General features: G+C 61.8%; 17 protein-coding genes. All 17 read right to left on the bottom strand.

The window, feature by feature from the left end; translation table 11 throughout:
* Nucleotides 1-88: 88 nt before the first annotated feature.
* Complete coding sequence (locus tag IMX18_RS04045; RefSeq protein ID WP_217191254.1) at nt 89-601, bottom strand: DUF2514 family protein; 513 nt, start codon at nt 599-601, stop codon at nt 89-91.
* On the bottom strand, nt 598-1,044 hold the full coding sequence (locus IMX18_RS04040) for a structural protein P5 (protein WP_217191368.1): 447 nt from the start codon (nt 1,042-1,044) through the stop codon (nt 598-600). Before IMX18_RS04040 ends, IMX18_RS04045 begins: the two co-directional genes overlap by 4 nt.
* Nucleotides 1,041-1,259, bottom strand: coding sequence for a hypothetical protein (locus tag IMX18_RS04035; protein ID WP_217191366.1), 219 nt, complete (start codon nt 1,257-1,259; stop codon nt 1,041-1,043). The genes IMX18_RS04040 and IMX18_RS04035 overlap by 4 nt, the downstream gene beginning before the upstream one ends.
* A 56-nt stretch (nt 1,260-1,315) precedes the next feature.
* Nucleotides 1,316-1,867, bottom strand: a complete 552-nt coding sequence (locus tag IMX18_RS04030; RefSeq protein WP_217191363.1) for a tail fiber assembly protein — start codon at nt 1,865-1,867, stop codon at nt 1,316-1,318.
* A 2-nt stretch (nt 1,868-1,869) separates the two neighbouring features.
* On the bottom strand, nt 1,870-2,451 hold the full coding sequence (locus IMX18_RS04025) for a hypothetical protein (RefSeq protein ID WP_217191361.1): 582 nt from the start codon (nt 2,449-2,451) through the stop codon (nt 1,870-1,872).
* A gap of 9 nt (nt 2,452-2,460) precedes the next feature.
* The gene (locus tag IMX18_RS04020) at nt 2,461-3,516 is read right to left on the bottom strand and encodes a hypothetical protein (protein WP_217191359.1); all 1,056 of its coding nucleotides are present in this window, start codon (nt 3,514-3,516) and stop codon (nt 2,461-2,463) included.
* A complete protein-coding gene (locus tag IMX18_RS28345; RefSeq protein WP_425355269.1) occupies nt 3,516-8,858 on the bottom strand; it encodes a phage tail tip fiber protein in 5,343 nt (1,780 codons plus the stop codon). The genes IMX18_RS04020 and IMX18_RS28345 overlap by 1 nt, the downstream gene beginning before the upstream one ends.
* Nucleotides 8,855-9,253, bottom strand: a complete 399-nt coding sequence (locus IMX18_RS04010; RefSeq protein WP_217191014.1) for a DUF6950 family protein — start codon at nt 9,251-9,253, stop codon at nt 8,855-8,857. Before IMX18_RS04010 ends, IMX18_RS28345 begins: the two co-directional genes overlap by 4 nt.
* Before the next feature lie 2 nt (nt 9,254-9,255).
* Nucleotides 9,256-9,861 (bottom strand): hypothetical protein, encoded by a 606-nt coding sequence (locus tag IMX18_RS04005; RefSeq protein ID WP_135002682.1) that lies wholly within the window; start codon nt 9,859-9,861, stop codon nt 9,256-9,258.
* Nucleotides 9,861-10,445 (bottom strand): hypothetical protein, encoded by a 585-nt coding sequence (locus tag IMX18_RS04000; RefSeq protein WP_217191011.1) that lies wholly within the window; start codon nt 10,443-10,445, stop codon nt 9,861-9,863. Before IMX18_RS04000 ends, IMX18_RS04005 begins: the two co-directional genes overlap by 1 nt.
* A gap of 45 nt (nt 10,446-10,490) precedes the next feature.
* Entirely contained in the window at nt 10,491-13,745 is a 3,255-nt protein-coding gene (locus IMX18_RS03995; RefSeq protein ID WP_217191009.1) for a phage tail tape measure protein, read from the bottom strand.
* A 61-nt stretch (nt 13,746-13,806) separates the two neighbouring features.
* A complete protein-coding gene (locus tag IMX18_RS03990; protein WP_217191007.1) occupies nt 13,807-14,064 on the bottom strand; it encodes a hypothetical protein in 258 nt (85 codons plus the stop codon).
* A 49-nt stretch (nt 14,065-14,113) separates the two neighbouring features.
* Entirely contained in the window at nt 14,114-14,323 is a 210-nt protein-coding gene (locus tag IMX18_RS03985; RefSeq protein ID WP_085600513.1) for a hypothetical protein, read from the bottom strand.
* A gap of 41 nt (nt 14,324-14,364) precedes the next feature.
* Nucleotides 14,365-14,694 carry a hypothetical protein gene (locus IMX18_RS03980; RefSeq protein WP_085600403.1) on the bottom strand — a complete coding sequence of 110 codons (330 nt, stop codon included), beginning with the start codon at nt 14,692-14,694 and terminating at the stop codon, nt 14,365-14,367.
* Between the two features lie 39 nt (nt 14,695-14,733).
* Entirely contained in the window at nt 14,734-15,234 is a 501-nt protein-coding gene (locus IMX18_RS03975; protein WP_217191005.1) for a hypothetical protein, read from the bottom strand.
* A 55-nt stretch (nt 15,235-15,289) separates the two neighbouring features.
* Nucleotides 15,290-15,676 (bottom strand): DUF3168 domain-containing protein, encoded by a 387-nt coding sequence (locus IMX18_RS03970; RefSeq protein WP_108479916.1) that lies wholly within the window; start codon nt 15,674-15,676, stop codon nt 15,290-15,292.
* The gene (locus tag IMX18_RS03965; RefSeq protein ID WP_217191003.1) at nt 15,669-16,244 is read right to left on the bottom strand and encodes an HK97-gp10 family putative phage morphogenesis protein; all 576 of its coding nucleotides are present in this window, start codon (nt 16,242-16,244) and stop codon (nt 15,669-15,671) included. The genes IMX18_RS03970 and IMX18_RS03965 overlap by 8 nt, the downstream gene beginning before the upstream one ends.

Genomic DNA, 16,244 nt, shown 5'->3' with positions numbered 1-16,244 from the left:
GGCCACGCTAGCTTTCCACTCATAGGGACCAAGATAGCTAGAAGCCCCGGACGCCAGCATCCGGGGCTTCGTTTTTTCTGCGGGTCATCTACGGCCACTTCATCCGTTCAACCACAGCCTCGCAAGCCAGGCCAGCTATTCGGCTTCTCTCAAGCGCTGCTGCGCAGCTGCCCGCCATTCGGTCAGACTCTTCAAGCAATCCCCCGAGCACCACGACGGCAGAGGCCCCTGTCTGGCGCTGCTGGGCAGCGATGGTATCGCAGGTGGCTCGGTGGCCATCCCGCAATCTGGCGATTTCCCCGCGCAGCCCACCAGCAGCATGCTCAGCAGCAGCGGCGCGGCCTTGGGCCAGTTCCAGTTTCTTCCGTGCACTCTCGCCCTCCTCGTCCGCCACGGTTTGGCGGCGCTGTTCTTCGGTTCTTGCCTGAGCGGCTGCGCGCCGGTCCCGCTCGGAAACCTCCAGGCGGTAGTCGGACAGTTCCTTGCGTGCCTCTGTGGCTTCTCCATCGGCAAGCACAACTCGGTACTGCTGCCCGCCAGCGACCAGCACCAGAGCGATCAGCCACCAGCACCAGGCTGGTACCGCACCCAGCCTGGTCATGCCAGCGCCCGCCGAATGCCTTCGTCGATCACCTCTGCCTTGTACGGGTTGCCGCCGTTCTCGTGGACGATGATGCCGACCACGGCCTCGCGCAGCACCTGCGGCCTGGAGATGTCGATAGAGTCACGCACGCCAACACCCAGGCGCTTGGCGATGGCCTGGGCGTAGGCCTGGGTATTGTTCTCGCTGGACGGCGCCCAGCGGCTGATGAATTCCAGCGGGGTGTCGATGCCTGGGCGACCAACCCCGGGCATACCATCCTTGCCCCGGTAGTTCAGCAGCAGCTTGCCCAGGGCACGAATACCATTCTCGGCCTGGTCGAACCTGGCGAAGCGCGGTTTGGCCACGCCCTCCTCCATGCCCAGCTGGCCCTGCCATGCATTGCGCGGGTTGAAGTCGATATTGCCGGGGTTGTTGTTGCGTACACCGCGGGGAGTGCTCATTGGGCAGGCTCCTCGACAGGCAGCGCTTCAGCCTCCTGAACGGTCACGCTGACCTGAGCGGAGTAGCGCTTGATCAGCTGGGCGGTGAGGACTTCGTTACCAGGCTGAGCGTTCAGCAGCTCGCGTGCCGCTGCATCAGCCTCAGCTTCTGTGGCGTACTCCACAGTGCGCAGCGGGCCCAGGGCGTTGGTACGGTCGATGACGATGAAAGGCATAGGTTTTCTCCAAGCAAAAAAAACCGCCAGGCGGCGGTCGATGGGTTCGGTATGTATCAGGCCGGCAGCGCGGGCCAGCTGATGTCTGTGGGGTAGCCTTCCTGCTCTGGCAGGCGATTGAGCGCAACGCGGTACCGCTTCCACTCCTTCAGCAGGGCAGCCTCTTCAGCAGTTGCCTCTTCCAGGTCTACGGCGTCCTGTAAGGGGGTAACTGCGGAGTCAGCGATGGCCCGCAGCCTGGCAATCTCTGCCTGCACCAACACCAGAGGATCCACCGGCCCAGGTGTCGGAACCTCGGGAAGCTCGACGGCAGGCAGGTCTTCCACTGACACATGCAGGGTTATGCTGTGCAGCAGGTCGGCCGGCTCGCCCTCCTTGGCCACGCTTACCAGAAGCACACCGTCGGCATACGAAGTAGCCACCGATGCACCTGCATCCATCTGGTTGATCACATACCCCCAGCCCTCTGGCGGCGGACACATGCCGAGGGTGCCGGATACCAGGTATTGACCTGGCCCCGGATGATCGACGGTGATGTCGGCCATGCCGAGCGATGTGATATCGAGCACTGAGCCGTCGCCCAGAATGTTGAGTGCTGCTCTTGCCATGGTCAGATCGCCTTCAGGGTGCCGTCAGCGGCGCGGGTTGTATTGCCGGTGTGGTAGATCGTGTTGAACGCCGCGCTGGCGTAGTTTCCAGAGCGGAACCCAATCTTGCCGTTGAAGCCCATCCAGAGTTGAGAGCCATAAGTGGTTTGGAAGGGGAAACCCATGCAAATCATCGATCCGCTGGTGACGCCAGTGCTTGCCGCGTACTGCGTGTCTGGGTCTTGGATCGAATAGAAACCGGCTGGGTAGACGTTCATGCTTGCCGCGATCGGGACGGCAGTTGAACCAAGCCCAAATGCTCCGTGCTGCAATACGTTTCCGCTGGCTAAGCCAACGTTAAGCGTCGCTGCCGTTCCCAGCTGGAGCGCGGTACGTGCAGCGGCTTGTGTTGTCGCGCCCGTGCCCCCCTTTGCCACTGGCAGCGCGGCCGGCAATGCGGTGGCAACGTCATCGCCTTGAGACAAGTTGGCGATCCAGTTGTACAGCTCCGTGAAGTTCGCTTTAGCCTTTACCCAGGCTGAACGGCGATCATCACCACCTGTACCAGTTGGCGAGGCACCGAGATTGATTACTTGCTTTGCCATATAGATTCCTTAAAGCGGCTTCATCGGCCTAGAAGCGAACAGCGTTCGCCCGTTGGCTGTGAGCGGATTGATCCCCGATCCGTTGTCGCAATACATCTGCAACACAGATCGGTTTCCAGGCAGAAAACCGCCAAAATTGGCGCGAAATGGTTGGGTTGTTTGTCCAATGTTGGTTACAGAAAACAATGCATTTGCTAGAACATAGTCTTGATAACTACCGGTCCAAGGCATCTGATTGCTGGGCGCATACCACGCGCCTCCTGTCAAAGGGTCGCCCGCCACAACAAAGGAGTTGGATGCCGGCTGGCCATTCAGCAGCGCCAGGTTGGCGGTGGTGACAAAGGTCCGGTTGCCCACGGCGTCCCGGACTGAGGCCCCGTATTGCCCCGGAGCTGCATCCGGCACCCTGTAACTCGCGCAGAACCAGTTGATCATCATCGGATACAGGGCAGCCTCCCCATGTCCGCTTTGGTTGTTCCAGGCTTTCAGCCTGAAGCCGGTCCAGTTCCCCGGGCTACCTTTCACCGAAAAGTTACCGACCATCATGTAGTCATCGGCATTCAGAAAGACCATGGGTCGTTCATATGTGGTGATCGGCGCAGCAAAGTTCACATCTGCCCATTGAATCTGGTTCTTGCTACCAGGTCCTTGGAAGCCTATGTTGAACCTGCCGTTGTAACGAACCGTTAGCACCTGATTGATTGAATCGATCTGCGTTCGAATGTTGTTGTTCGAAGCGCGGATGCCATAAGAACCAGGAGCAGCGAACGGCTCGCCACCCATCGACAGAATCATCACCTGCCAGGTCTGGGTATAGGGTTGCCGCAGTTGCAGCTGCCCCGTCGAGTACCAAGCTTGGGGGCTGCTTGTGTTTTCTCCTCCGTCATACAGTGCATCCACGACCACGAACGACTGCGCCTGGATCTCGGGAATGGAGATGTACTGATCGAACGCTCCGTTGCCAGCGACCTGTATCATTTTCAGCGACCGCACCGAGGTGATGGTGGTGTCGAGGGTGGTAACCCCGGACGCATCCCGCGTCCGGAGCCCATATAGGTCAGCCATCAGGTAAGCCTCCCCACTGCCGTACGCTCGATGCCATTTGCGTCATACACATAGAGGCCTCCGTTGTTGAGCAGAGTCGAACCGTTGGCATCCTGCCCCCTCAGCGTGAACGTACCCGCTGCAAAGTTGATCTCCAGTAGCGGTAGGCCCTGGGCGTTCAGCGCAGCAGATCGAATGGTCATACCGGCCACAATTTGCTGGATGAACGCGGTATTGATCACCGCCTGGTTGATGAAGATCTGCCCGCCTTCGACCACGAACGGCAGGATCGTCTGCCCGTTCAGGCTGTCGATGACCGCCAGCCGCTGGGCCATCAGCAGGATCTCGCCCTCCTCCCCATTGCTGCCGATCGCGATACCCGAGACGACCTTGCGGCCGCCCTGGTTTGTCTCGACCTTCAGCGTGGTTTGAGCCGACACCCTGCCATTGATGTCAGCCATGACCTCGCTGACCTGCTGTACAGAGGCATTGGTCTGGCCCATCTGCGCTTGGACGGTTTCGACCTGGCGCCCCATCGCAATGCCGTCCTCGACCCGGGCCGACTGCTCAGTCCAGACACCCACCAGGCCACCCGTGGCGCCAGCCAGACCGGAGCTGTCACCTTCCATTTCCGGATTCACTTGGACATACAGCCCGTCCAGGCGGCTGGCTTGGGCCGTCAGCTGTTCGCCTTGCTGGGTCACATTCGTGCTGACCTGCTGCAGTGCAGCAGCTGAAGCACCGGGGCCCAACCGGCCGACCGCTATCCAGTCGATCTCGAACGCACCGCCAGACAGCGCGCCGATGTCGATCCGCAGGCGAGTAATGGTGCTGGTGACCCAGTCATTACCGCCGGCAAACAGGTTGGCCATGTCCCATTCGACGATCGCACTCTCCCCGACCGCAATGTTCGGGTTCGCCGCTCTGGCGATGTAGCTGCCAGAGAAGCCATGGCCAGCCGTCTGATAGAACAGCGAACTGTCCCAGTCAGTAGACGCCCCGGCCCGCCGGGTGATCTTCACCTTGATCCGGCTGTAGAGCGCGCCATTGATGCTGACAATCGGGCTGACCAGGTTCGGGTCGTTTGCCGTTGCTGTAATCGTCATGCTGCCGGTACCGGCGGTGAGCGTGGCGTTCGTCGCACTCCAGCCCTCCACGCTGGTATCGAACTGCCACGTTGCACCTGGTGCCGCATCGAGGCCGCCGGCACCGATACCACCAATGGTGTTGCGCAGCTCGGTGATGGACTGGCCCTGACTCGTCAGGGTTGTGCCCTGCTGGCCAACCGTCGTCGACAGCGCCTGCACCACCGAGGCCTCGGCCTTGGTGGCCACCTGCGTCAGCGCGCTGGCAGCCGCTGCAGCGGCGTCCGTGGCAACCTTGTCGGTCACCGCCACCCAGGCCGAGCCGTTCCACCGCTTGGGCGTGTTGGCATTACCCGTGGTGTCGATCCACAGGTTTTGTGCCAAACGCTTGTCGGCAGCCGGAGCGGCTGCACCATAGATCACCTCCCCCTTTGCACCGGCGGCCGTCGCTGCCGCCTGGGCGGCCTGCTGAGCGGCGGTGACGTTCTGGTTGGTGGTCGTCAGGCTATTGTCGAGGCTGGTGATCGCTGCGCCCTGAGATGACAGGCCCGCCTCGGTTTGCTCGACCCTGTTTTGCAGGGCTTGTGTTGCTGCGGCCTGGACTGCTGCAGACTGCTCTGTTGAGGGGGCATAGGCGGTAGCCACTGCACCTTCCTGGAACTGAACGTTGTCCATCTCGGACCAAGCTGAGATGGTGGTCGACCCACCGTTCAACATCCGGCCAGCCCACACGGTCACCGACACAGTGTCCGCAGGGGCTGTGGCAAGCAACACGAAGCGCCCATAGTCGGCAGTCAGGGTGTGCATCGCCACAGGGGCACTCAGCACAGCGCCGGCTGCATCCCTGAATTGCAGGTACTGCCGGAACGCCACGCCTGGAGTGCCGCGGGCGAACACGCTCAGTGCGTACTGGGCCCCTGGCCGGGCTTTCGGCCTTGAGACGTTGTCGCCGCCGTACGCCAGATCGACGTAGCCGCCAGCAGGCAGAGCGGGATGCTCCACGCGCTGGGCCTTGGTGCTTTGCGCCAGAGGCGAATCCACCATCGATGTAACCGTGCCGGTGGCGGTGGCACCAACGTTCCAGTACTTGGCACGGCTCGCCGTTGCCAGTTCCTCGAACGAGGAGTTGGCCAGGAGGTTGTCCCCGCCGACGTTGCCGATCTGGTTGCTGATCTGGGTCAGCGCGGCGCCCTGGCTGGTCAGGGTGGCGCCATGGCTCTTGACCTCGGTGTCCAGCGATTGCAGGGCCGAGGCCTCGGCCTTGGTGGCGACCTGGGCCAAAGCTAACTGGGCAGCCGCAGCAGCGTCGGTTGCCACCTTGTCAGTGACGGCAACCCAGGCCGTGCCATTCCAGCGCTTGGGCGTGTTGGCATTGCTAGTCGTGTCGATCCAGAGGTTCTGGGCCAGACGGTCCGCCACTGCCGGCGCGGTCGACTGATACAACACCTTGCCCTTGGCCCCAGCGGCGTCGGAGGCTGCTTGCGCCGCTTGCTGAGCAGCCGTGACGTTCTGGTTCGTCGTGGTCAGGCTGTTCTGCACACCAGTGAGCGCCTGCCCCTGTGAGGTGAGAGTGTCACCTTGCTGGTTCACCTTCGAAGACAGGCTGTCGACGACCGTCGCGTCCGCCTTGGTCTGTGCTACCGACAGCGCATTGGCCGCTGCGGCGGCAGCATCCGTCGCCACTTTGTCCGTCACGGCCGACCAGGCGCTGCCGTTCCAGCGCTTCGGCGTATTGGCGTTGCCCGTGGTGTCAATCCACAGGTTTTGCGCCAGGCGGTCAGCAGCAGCCGGGGCAGCCGATTGCACGATCACCTTGCCTTTGCCACCGGCCAAAGTCGCCGCGTCCTGGGCGGCCTGCTGGGCAGCATTGACGTTCTGGTTGGTGGTAGCGAGGCTCGATTGCACGCCATCAATGCGCGTCGACTCCGCAGCGAGCTTGCCGTCCTGTTCAGTTACCTTCGTTTCTACCGTAGTCACGCGTGCTGCCAGACCATTGGCCGTCTGCACTGCCTGGCCGATATCGGTCCAGAAGGTGGCGTTCGGTGGCGGATTACCGGCCGGCACGTCGACCTTGGCCTGGTATAGCTTGCCGTCCTCGCCCAGCACGCCCTGGCCAGCGGTGTAGGCCTGGTCGGGCTTGTAGGGCATCGAGTCAGCCAGATCGGCGATCGTGTCAATTTGCTGCTGCAGGTCCTGCTGAGCCTCGGCGACCTGCTCGCCCAGGTCCTGAATGCGCGCATTGACCGAGCCAGGAGTGCTCGGCGGACCGGAAATCAGTTCGATCTCTTCCCGCAGCGCGGGCGCCAACTGGCCGCCCTCGATCTTGTCCTTCAGCGCATCGAGCATGTTCTCGACATCAGTCGATGTAGAGGCCACCACTTTCAGGAAGGCGCTCACCCCGTAGGCATTCTTCGAGCGAACGAAGTAGGCATAATTGGTGGCAAATGCCAGGCCGGTGTGGGTCAGGGACAGGCCTTGGCCCAGGTACTGACCCTCGGTTGCCTGCGGATTCGTCGAGAAGAAGTACTCGTAGGTTCCTCCATTCAGTCCATGCAGTGTGTTGCCCGGGATCAGAGTGATGGTGTCGATGGTCGCCTGCACCACGCACGACTCTGGAATAGGCGGGCCGTCGATGCTCACCGTGATGCTCGCCTCGCCGGAGCGGGTCAGCGGACCGAGAGCGGCCACACTCATGGTGTAACTACCAGACGGCAGGCCCGACAGTGGCAGCTTGAGCGCCGTAGCCGGTACCTGCTGGGCCTGGACTGCGGTCGCGCCTTGGCGAATTGTAATGGCGTAGCCCGTGACCACGCCGTAGGGCGCCGCCCACGACAGGGTACCCTGTACCGACTCGGCAATGTCCTCGGTCGACCAGGCGAGTCCGGTAGGACTGCCCAGGCCGCCGGCCGGCAGCTTGATGAAGCCGATCGGATTGTATGGCTGGCCTACGGCGTCGTCGAAGATTGCCGGTTCGTTCTGGGCAACCGAGACGTTGCAGCCACTGTCGGCGCTCATCGACCAGTCGGTGACGATGAACTCGCCCACGATATTCAGGGATGGCAGGTTGACCTTCACCGAGCGGCCAGGGCGGCAGTTGTAGCCCATGAAGTTCATGGGGATCGACAAGGTTCCGCCTGCACGCCGGCGGCGCAGTTCGATGTTGGCCAGGCGCTGGGCCTGGTAGGGGTTGCTCACGTAGGAGAACGACAGTGTTTCTGCCGCCTCACCGCCGTCGGCCACCACCCACTCACTCACCGATACCTCCGGATAGTCCGTCTCGGCCCAGGCCTGCGCCGGGTCCACGAAAGTACCACGCACGGTATTGATCGCCGAGTCGTTGGTCGGCTCGGTGCTGCCGGTGACGGTGCCGATCACCATGTCCTCAGTGATCTCGAAGTCATACGGGCCGTAGTAGGCCCCGACCTGCAGCATCCAGCGGCCGCCGACACGGATCAGCTTGCCACCGCACGCCGCCTCCAGCTTCTGCATCACCTGGGTGCGCGACTCATCGGCGCCGATGACACAGCCTGAGCGGTATCGGGCCGAGGTACTGCCATCTGCGTTGGCCAGCATCTCATCGCACACGCTGGCACTGTTGGCGAAACTCGCGAACACGATCTCATCATCCGGCACGCCGCACCGGTTGCGCAGGAACCAGAGGATGTGAAGTGCGGTGTTTTCGCTGTAACCGGAGGTCCCGGTCCGAGGATCGTAGATATCCCGGCGCCCGCGAAGTACGAAGCGCACATCCGGAATGCCAGAGGGATACTTCTCGGCGCTGTACTTGAACGACAGCCGGACGAAAGACAGGCCTCGGCCAATCTGGGTGTCGCGCCAGTCCGGGCTGTTGGCTTTCAGGAAGGCATTCACCTGGGTCGGGTTGGTGACCAGTTCATAGGAGGCGTGCTCACCGTAAGCCTGAACGACCTCCTCCCCTAGGAAGATGTCTTCCAAGCCATCGATCTCCCCCTCCGACAGCACGTAGACCATATGCAACCATTCGCCGTCAGTCTGGTCGCCGGCCTGCTCCTGCCCCCAAGCGAGAACGCCACCAGTACTCACCCGGCCCAGCACGTACCGAGCAGCCGCCTTGGACGAGCGCAGGGTCTGGCTGGAGGGCTCACTGGTGCGCAGCGAGCCGGTATCGAGCTTGTCCTGCTGCGACGAGACGTAGAACGCCAGCGCAGCACCCGCCAAGGCGCCCCACGGCCCGCCCTGGACGAAGCCGATCGCGGCGCCGACGGCAACCTGGGCAACCTTCTTGACTGCTGAACTCATTCAACTCTCCACACCGTCAACGGTTCACACTCGATGCGGCCCACCCCGTCGGGGGATACCGACCAGAACTCATCCGCCCAGAACACCGCCACGCCCCGGCCATTGGGGCCGTCGTACAGGGCGATGTCGCCCCGCTGGATCAAGCCAGGCTGGATGCGGGCAAAGCAGGCATCCCAGGCGCCCTCCAGGGAGCCGTGCATTGTCTTCAGCAAGCGCTTGGCGCCAGCCTCGGATGAGTACCGGCCCCGGTAGGCTTCGGCAGGATCGACACCACACGCCGCCACGGCGCAGTCGGCTGCAAACAGGCAGCAGTCAAATTCGCCCCATGAAAAAGGCCGCTCGGTGGCGGCCTTGATCGTGTTGGCAAGCTGTGTCGTCCAATCGCGCTTTCGCATGGCTATGTCTCGTAGGTGAACTTCGGTGCGTCCTTGGAGGCGCCCCAGTAGATGGGCCAGTCGGCGATTTGGGCGATGGCGAAGAAGAAGCGGTCGTCCTGCCGGCGAGCCCGGTGATTCTCGTCGGTCCAGCGCTCGGTACCGGTCCGGTTCCACTCGGCCATGCGGTCGATGAGGGGAACCGTGATGCTGTTGCCCTCCTCGCCGTTGCCCGCATAGGAAAACTTGGCGGCGTCCATGCGACCGCTGAACAGGATATCGGCGGCATAGCTGCCGTCCTGGTCGAACACCACGAACATCAGCTTGCCGTTGCGCCCCCGGCACCCCTTCAGCGAGGTTTCAGTGATGATCTGGGCGTCCAGGCCGTTGAGCGTCAGGTCCACCGACATGGGCGAACCCGAGTTGCTGCTCTCCTGCGACTGGCCGACCTCCCCGAAGCTGCCGACGCCCTGATAGGTGATGCCATCGATCACCAGGTCGCCGGTACCGGTATGCGCGAAGACCATCCCATCGGGGAAATCCAGCTGGCAGGCGTATACCGCCATGAAGTTGCCCTTGGCGATGATGTCGACGACTGTCTGGCTGAACGGAAAAACACCGGTAGCCATCAGAATGCCTCTCGAAATTGCAGAGTCGAGTTCGAAACCACCGGCTGGGTGGTCCATTCGTTGGTGTCATCCATGCGGCGCATCTCGCAGTAGGGATTCTTGTACTCCACCGCACTGCCGACCGGAATCAGCTTGCGGATGCGCTTGTTCACCGCAATCACGGCTTTTCCAGCGGCGTCGGAGGAGGCATGCTCCACCACCTCGAACATCTCCCCGCTGATGGTGATGAGATCGCCGCGACTGAATACCGGCCGGCTGGCCAGCATGCCTTGCAGTTGCATGACGCTGGCCTGGGCATTGGCGACTGCCACCGTCGGCGTGCCGATGTTGTCCGCGCGCGTGCGGGTGAGATATGGGACGTTCACCGTACCGAACATCCCGTGCAGGCGGCCCAGCAGCGAGGTCAGTTCGCGTTCGTCCTCCTCATACAGAACGCCGAAATTCATGGTGCATTTCCAGTAGGAGCCAGGCTGAGCCACGATCTGCTGCGAATTTGACAGCGAAGAACTGAAGCCACGGTTGTTGTAGACGACACCCCAGGTGACCTCAGTGGGCTCCAGGTCCTCGGGCCATTCCTCCGCCATTGGGTCACTCCAAAAAGAAAGCCCGCCGAAGCGGGCCGAGCATAGTTACCGCCGCTGCAGCATCTGCCGCCCGGCGCCGTTGGTCTTGAAGTCTCGCAGCATGAGCTCGTAGCCATCCCGCGCCCCCTGCTCGGCGGCACGCCGAACATCGGCCAGGGTGGCAGCGTTGGCCTGCCCTGACACCTGGATGTGCTGGGTGATGCCGCCAAAGGTAATCGAGGACTCTCCGCCACCTCCGCCAGCGCCAGCGGCCATGACGCCAAGGGAGCCATCCGGTCCCCGGTGAAGCGGCAGAATTGCTTCAGGCCCGGCCTCAGCGAAGATGCCCGCCCCCTTGGCGAAGGCGAACATCTGCGGGCTGTCGTACACCCCGCCGGAATAGGCCGACAAGCTTGGCGAATCGTAGACCCCGCCCTTTGCGTTCGCGACGAACGAGCCTTCGCTGAATCCGGTCATGGTGCCCTGCCCCAGCGCCGCCCCACCGCCGCCCAGGAAGCCGAACGCCGAACTGAGGAAGCCAGCGGCCGCCTGGCGCACCTGGATGCGAATCAGGTCCTCAATGATCGCGTCCGCGAAGTCCTTGAACGACGCCTTGCCGGTCTTGATGAACTGGACGATGCCGTCTTCGAGGTTGCTGAACGCATTGGTGAACAGCTCCTGCGTCTGGCCGGCTACATCGGCGGCGCTGTCGAGATAGTTTTCCAGGGCTGCTGTGGCACCGTTCGACCAGCTCGACTGCGCCTCATCGACCCGCTGGAAATAGTTCTGCTGGGCCGCGAGACGCTTGTTGAGCTCGTCGGCGAGGACCTGCGTTTCCTGCTGGTAGAGCTCCGGGCTGATCTGCCCGGTGTTGCGCTGCTCGTTCAGGGAGTTGAGGTCTTCCACGTACTTCTGGCGTAGCGCCAGGTCTGCCCGCATGCGATCGCGCGCTTTGTCACCTCTACCGACCCCGGCAAGGTCCTGGTCGTAGCCGTTGACCGCAGTCTGAGTACCGGTGGCTTGAGCCGCCTTGAACGCACTGAGTTTCAGGGCGTCCTCGTTGGCCTTCTTGATCTTGTTGAGCGAATCGAGCTCGGCGGCCAGTTCCAGCAGGTGTTTTTGCTGGGCCTTCGACAGGTTGCCAAGCTTACCCTCCTGCAGTTCGAACGACAGCTTGGCGACCTCGGTGGCATCCTTCTGCTTATCGCCGGTAGTGTTGATCAGCTGAATTTGCCGCTTGTAGCCTTCCTCGGTGGACTCGAAGTCCTTTAGCTGTTTTTTGGCGGACTGCTCGGCTTCGGATGCGCCCTTTCGGCGTGCCTTGGTGGCATCGTCGTCAGCTTTCTTCTGTGCGTCCCTGGCCGCTGCAACCGAAAGGATTGCTGCCTTCTCGCTTTCAGTTAGGTCAACCCTCTCTGCGATGTAGCGCTTCGCGGCATCAGTGTTGGTCTTGTCCTGCGCCGAGGCCAGCTGCTTCAGTTGCTGATCGAGATACTTCTGGGTTTCCTGGGCTGTTGCTGCCCGAGCCGCTGCGTTCTGCCTTTCAGCCTTCGTATTCGCATCAGTCTCACCCGTCAGCTCAGCCATGGCCTGCTTGAGACGATTGATTACTTCTGCTTTCTCGGTCGCCGCACCGCCGCTTTCCTCCAGGGCATCGGCCATTTCTGCGGTGACGCCTGGAACCTCCCTGATACGATCAGCGACCTCCTTCCAGTCGACAGCCATTCCGGCAGCCTGATCGGCGGAGGCTTTCTTCACGATGTCCATCGCCGCCTGGAACTCGGCCGGCAGCGGCGCGATGCCGCCCATGAACCCTGACGCGCCCGCCAATCCTGCATTGGTGAGGCTGCTCTGGAACTCGAATGCAATCGATCCGGCGGCAGTTGTCAGCTCGCTCTCTGCATCCTCGATCGAAGCTTTCAGCTCGCGCAGGGTAACAGACTGGGTGGCACGGTTTAGTTTGTTGAAACGCTCAACCAGCTTGTCAATTGGGTCGTTGAGATCGCCCAGCTTTTCCTCAAGGACGCTGGTGTTGTCACGCAGAGTGAGGAAGGCAGTTGCGGCACCGATTGCAAGGGCTGCTATACCAGCGGGCCCTCCAAGAACCCCCATGACCCCCAGAGAGGCGCGACTAACAGTTGCTTGAGCCGCCGCAACTGCGTTCGTTGCTCGCGTTTCAAGCATCCTCGCCTCAGCGAGTTGCAGCGACATCTGGGTCTGTACAGCAGTCCCACGCGCAGCAACGGCCTCTTTTTCGGCCAGAAAGACTGCTGTTTGAGCCTTTTGCTGCTCAGCCTGCGCGGCAAGCAAAACAGCAGTCGCCTGGGCCTTCCGTGCGATGGCGTCCGAGATAGCACTTTTGGTCGCTGCAAGCGAAGCTGCTGCACTACCGGCAAGGCTCCGAGCGTAGCCCGCAAGTGCACCCACAGCGACAACACCAGCGATGTTCGCCAGCGATTCGAAGTTGTCCCCGATGACGCTGATACCCTGAGCTAAAATCCCAGTTCCATCAGTGGTCTCGTTCAAGCGGCCTATATAAACAGTGAAGGCGTTGCTGAGATTCTGCAGTGCATCACGTACCGCTACACCCATGCTGTCAGCCAGTTCACCGTTTGCCTGTGCCGACTTCTGCAAGCCTTCGGTGAGGATATCTAGACTAAGCTTGCCGTCTGCCCCGAGAGAGCGGATCTGCTCAGCGCTCTTACCGGTCGCTTTTGCTAGGGTGTCTACGATGGTTGGCATTGCCGCCAGAATCGACTGCCAACCATCGGCCTCGACCTTACCGGTCTGCAGCGCTTTGGAATATGCATCAATGGCAGAGGCTGCTTTGTCAGTACTGGCAGAGTTGGTAACAAGCAGGAAGCTGAAACTGTCCATCACATCCAGCGCTTCGCTGGTGTTGTACCCCATGGACTTCAGGCTGTCTGCCGTCCGGATGTACAGTTCCTGGGCTTCACTCAGGGGGCGATAAGTGCGTTTGGCCGTGTCTAGCAACCTGTCCTGCACCAGGTTGTATTCATTGACGCTGGAGGTCGCCAGCCCCATTCGATCCGACATCTGTGAGTAGGAGTCGGCGACATCGATAATGGAACGGACCGAGGCAGCGCCTACCGCCACGGCTAGAGCATTCTTGATCAGGGCGCCGGCGCTCTGAGCGCTTTCCCCTGCCCGATCAAAGCTCTCGTCAATTCGAGCAAGGCCGCGGTCTATCGCCGTGGCACCTTGAGCAACAGTGGACTCAGCTCTTGCGATTTCAGAGCGAAGCTGAGCAGTGGTCGCTTCAATACGGACCAGCATCCCCTGGATGTCTGAATCTGCCATGCCGATCTCCAGGCAATAAAAAGCCCGGCATCGCCGGGCTCAAGAACAATGAATGCGGGTATCAATCGGTCCTTCTATTGGCTCGGTTCGCGGCATCGGCAACTTTCCTAGCTCTCTTTTCGAGGCGCTCTTGTTGCTTTACCGGGTCGCCCAGGTATCGCAGCACAAGCGCTGCAATACCAAGAACGAGGGCAGCTCCGAGACAGAAGACAAAAAAAGCCGCTCCTCCGGCGACTACGACAGTCGCAATTACCCCCATCACCCAGGGAGCTATCAGGACAATGATTACTAGAAGCGCCAATAGGATAAGTAGCTGCATGGATCCATCCCCAAAACAAATCGGGTATAGGATAACTCCCGAGCTCAACTCAAGCAGCCCTTCTGCCCGTTAGCGCCTGCCGCAGCTTCTCCGCCACCGTAGTAGGTTTCGGCTTCTCCTGCTGCTGCCCCGCCTTGCCGGAGCCGAAGGGATTTGTCATCTGCACCCACTCAATCCTGGCATCCATCGCCATGAACAGCTCGGGCAGTGGGGTACGCCAAGCGGTATCGGGTGACCACCCCAACCAGCCTGTAGCGATCGAGAACAGCCGGTCGACGTAACTTCCGTCTTCAACGGCGCTCACGCCGTCCCGGCTTGATCCTTTCCCTTGTCGACGCCGCGAGGGTTATAGAGCGCGACGATGTAGGCGTTGAGCTGCGTTGATACTTCGAGCACGCCCGCCTGCCAGACCTTCTCGGTCACATCTTCGGCAGCCTTGCCTTCCAGGCCAGCACCGGCGGCTAGGATGATCGCGCAACCCTCCACGCTCAGGGCGTTTATCGTCTGAGAGGCGCCGCGCAGACCTCCAAAGCGGTTCTCGATTGCGCGAACGGCCTTGAGGGTGGGCTGCAGGGTGAATTCCTCGTCACCCAGCTTCACGGTGACGGTACCGTGCAACGTATTGTTCATGGATCAGGTCCTGTGTTGCCGGGGCCGAAGCCCCGGGTGTTATGGGGTGACCGGTGCCGGCAGCAGCTCGAGGATGTCGGAGTTGATGCCGATCGAGATATTGCGGCGAACCACGTTGTCGGCTGCGCCAGGCGCCACGGTGTTGTTCATCACCTTCCCGCGGAAGTAGAACGTAGTCGGGTTGATCACCGGGGTAGCATCCGGGTCGCCGTCGTTGAGGGTGATCTTTATGTTGTAATCGCCCTTGCTGCGGTCCTTGTGGGCAGTCTTGACCGCGTTCTGGCCTGCATCGCCGTTGTCCAGGCCGACGGTGATCGTCAGGTCGCCCGCGTCGGCAGTACCTTTGTATTTGCGTACGCGACCGTCTTTCAGCGAGGTGAAGTTCACGCTGCTGAAGGTGTCACCGAACTCGCCCAGGTCCTCGATCTCGCCCACTTCAACGTAGGTGTCGGCCTTGTACTCGGTTTCGGTGTCCGCACCGGTCTTGCCGCCGATGAAGAAGCGGCAGCCGGCGGCTGTGTTGAGGTTGTCGTCGGCCATGGGGGTTCCTCCAAAGGCACATTGGATAAAAGCCGCGGTGCGGCCGTTGGGTGGTTCAGTGGGTGGTAATCACACGGACGGTGATCGAGCCCTGGTAAGTGATACCGTCGGCATCGCGCTGGGCGTCAGCCTGCTCGACCCGGACGGAAACGGCACGCCCCACCTCCAGCGGTAGGCGGCGCTCGTCCAGGGCGGCGATGACCTCGCCGTTGATGCGCTTGACCTCAGCCTGGCCCACGGCGTCGGACCAGACAGATAGGTAAAGCAGGCGCGTTTCGCGTTTTCGGCCAGAGATCGGGCTGCTGTTGACTGAGACCTCCCGGTCGATCGACACGTACGGCATCGCCGCATTCAGCGGCGCACCGTCGTAGATCGAGCAGCTGACCTCGGCCTGAAGCCTGGCGAAGATAGCCTCCTGCAAAGCCAGCGATGGATCAGCCATTCCCTACCCCCTGGCTCGCCTTGCGCAGCGTGCGTCGGACGGCTTCCTCAAGGTCGGCCATCACGTACTCGCGGTTTACGTCCAGAGACGGCCGAAGCCACGGGTGAGCCGGCCTTGCCGGTATGTCCGGGTACTTACCGAAGAAGTGCTGCCCATCCGATTTGTTCTTGGTGTCGCGCTGACGGAGCGCATTGCGGCGCCCTTTCAGCTTCGACTTGTCGCGGTTGTTGGTGTGCACACCGCCAACCGCGTTGCGGTCGGCTCGCTGGTACATGCTGCCGGAATAGCCCTTCGTGCCGTACTCGAGGAACCGCAGGTAGAAGAATCGCCGGTTGTCCCGCTTGCCCCTGATACCGACCTGGGCATCCAGGCCGCTGGGGGCGACGTAGATCCGCAGGGCCGCCGACGCAGCGCCAGTGTCTTTCGGGATCAGCTGCTGCTGAGTGGCCAGCACGCGCGCCGCCGCCTTGGCCATGGCCGGCTGCAGTTCGTTGTCCATCGTCTTGTGTATGTTGCGCAGCGTCCGGCGCAGCCGGATATCGCCGCGGATACTGGACCGGCGCGCCAT

Origin of the sequence: Pseudomonas shirazica, from assembly GCF_015168335.1 — a bacterium.
Taxonomy (GTDB): Bacteria; Pseudomonadota; Gammaproteobacteria; order Pseudomonadales; family Pseudomonadaceae; genus Aquipseudomonas; species Aquipseudomonas asiatica.
Note: the sequence above shows the minus strand (reverse complement) of the source record. Positions and strands in the feature narration are given on the sequence as shown.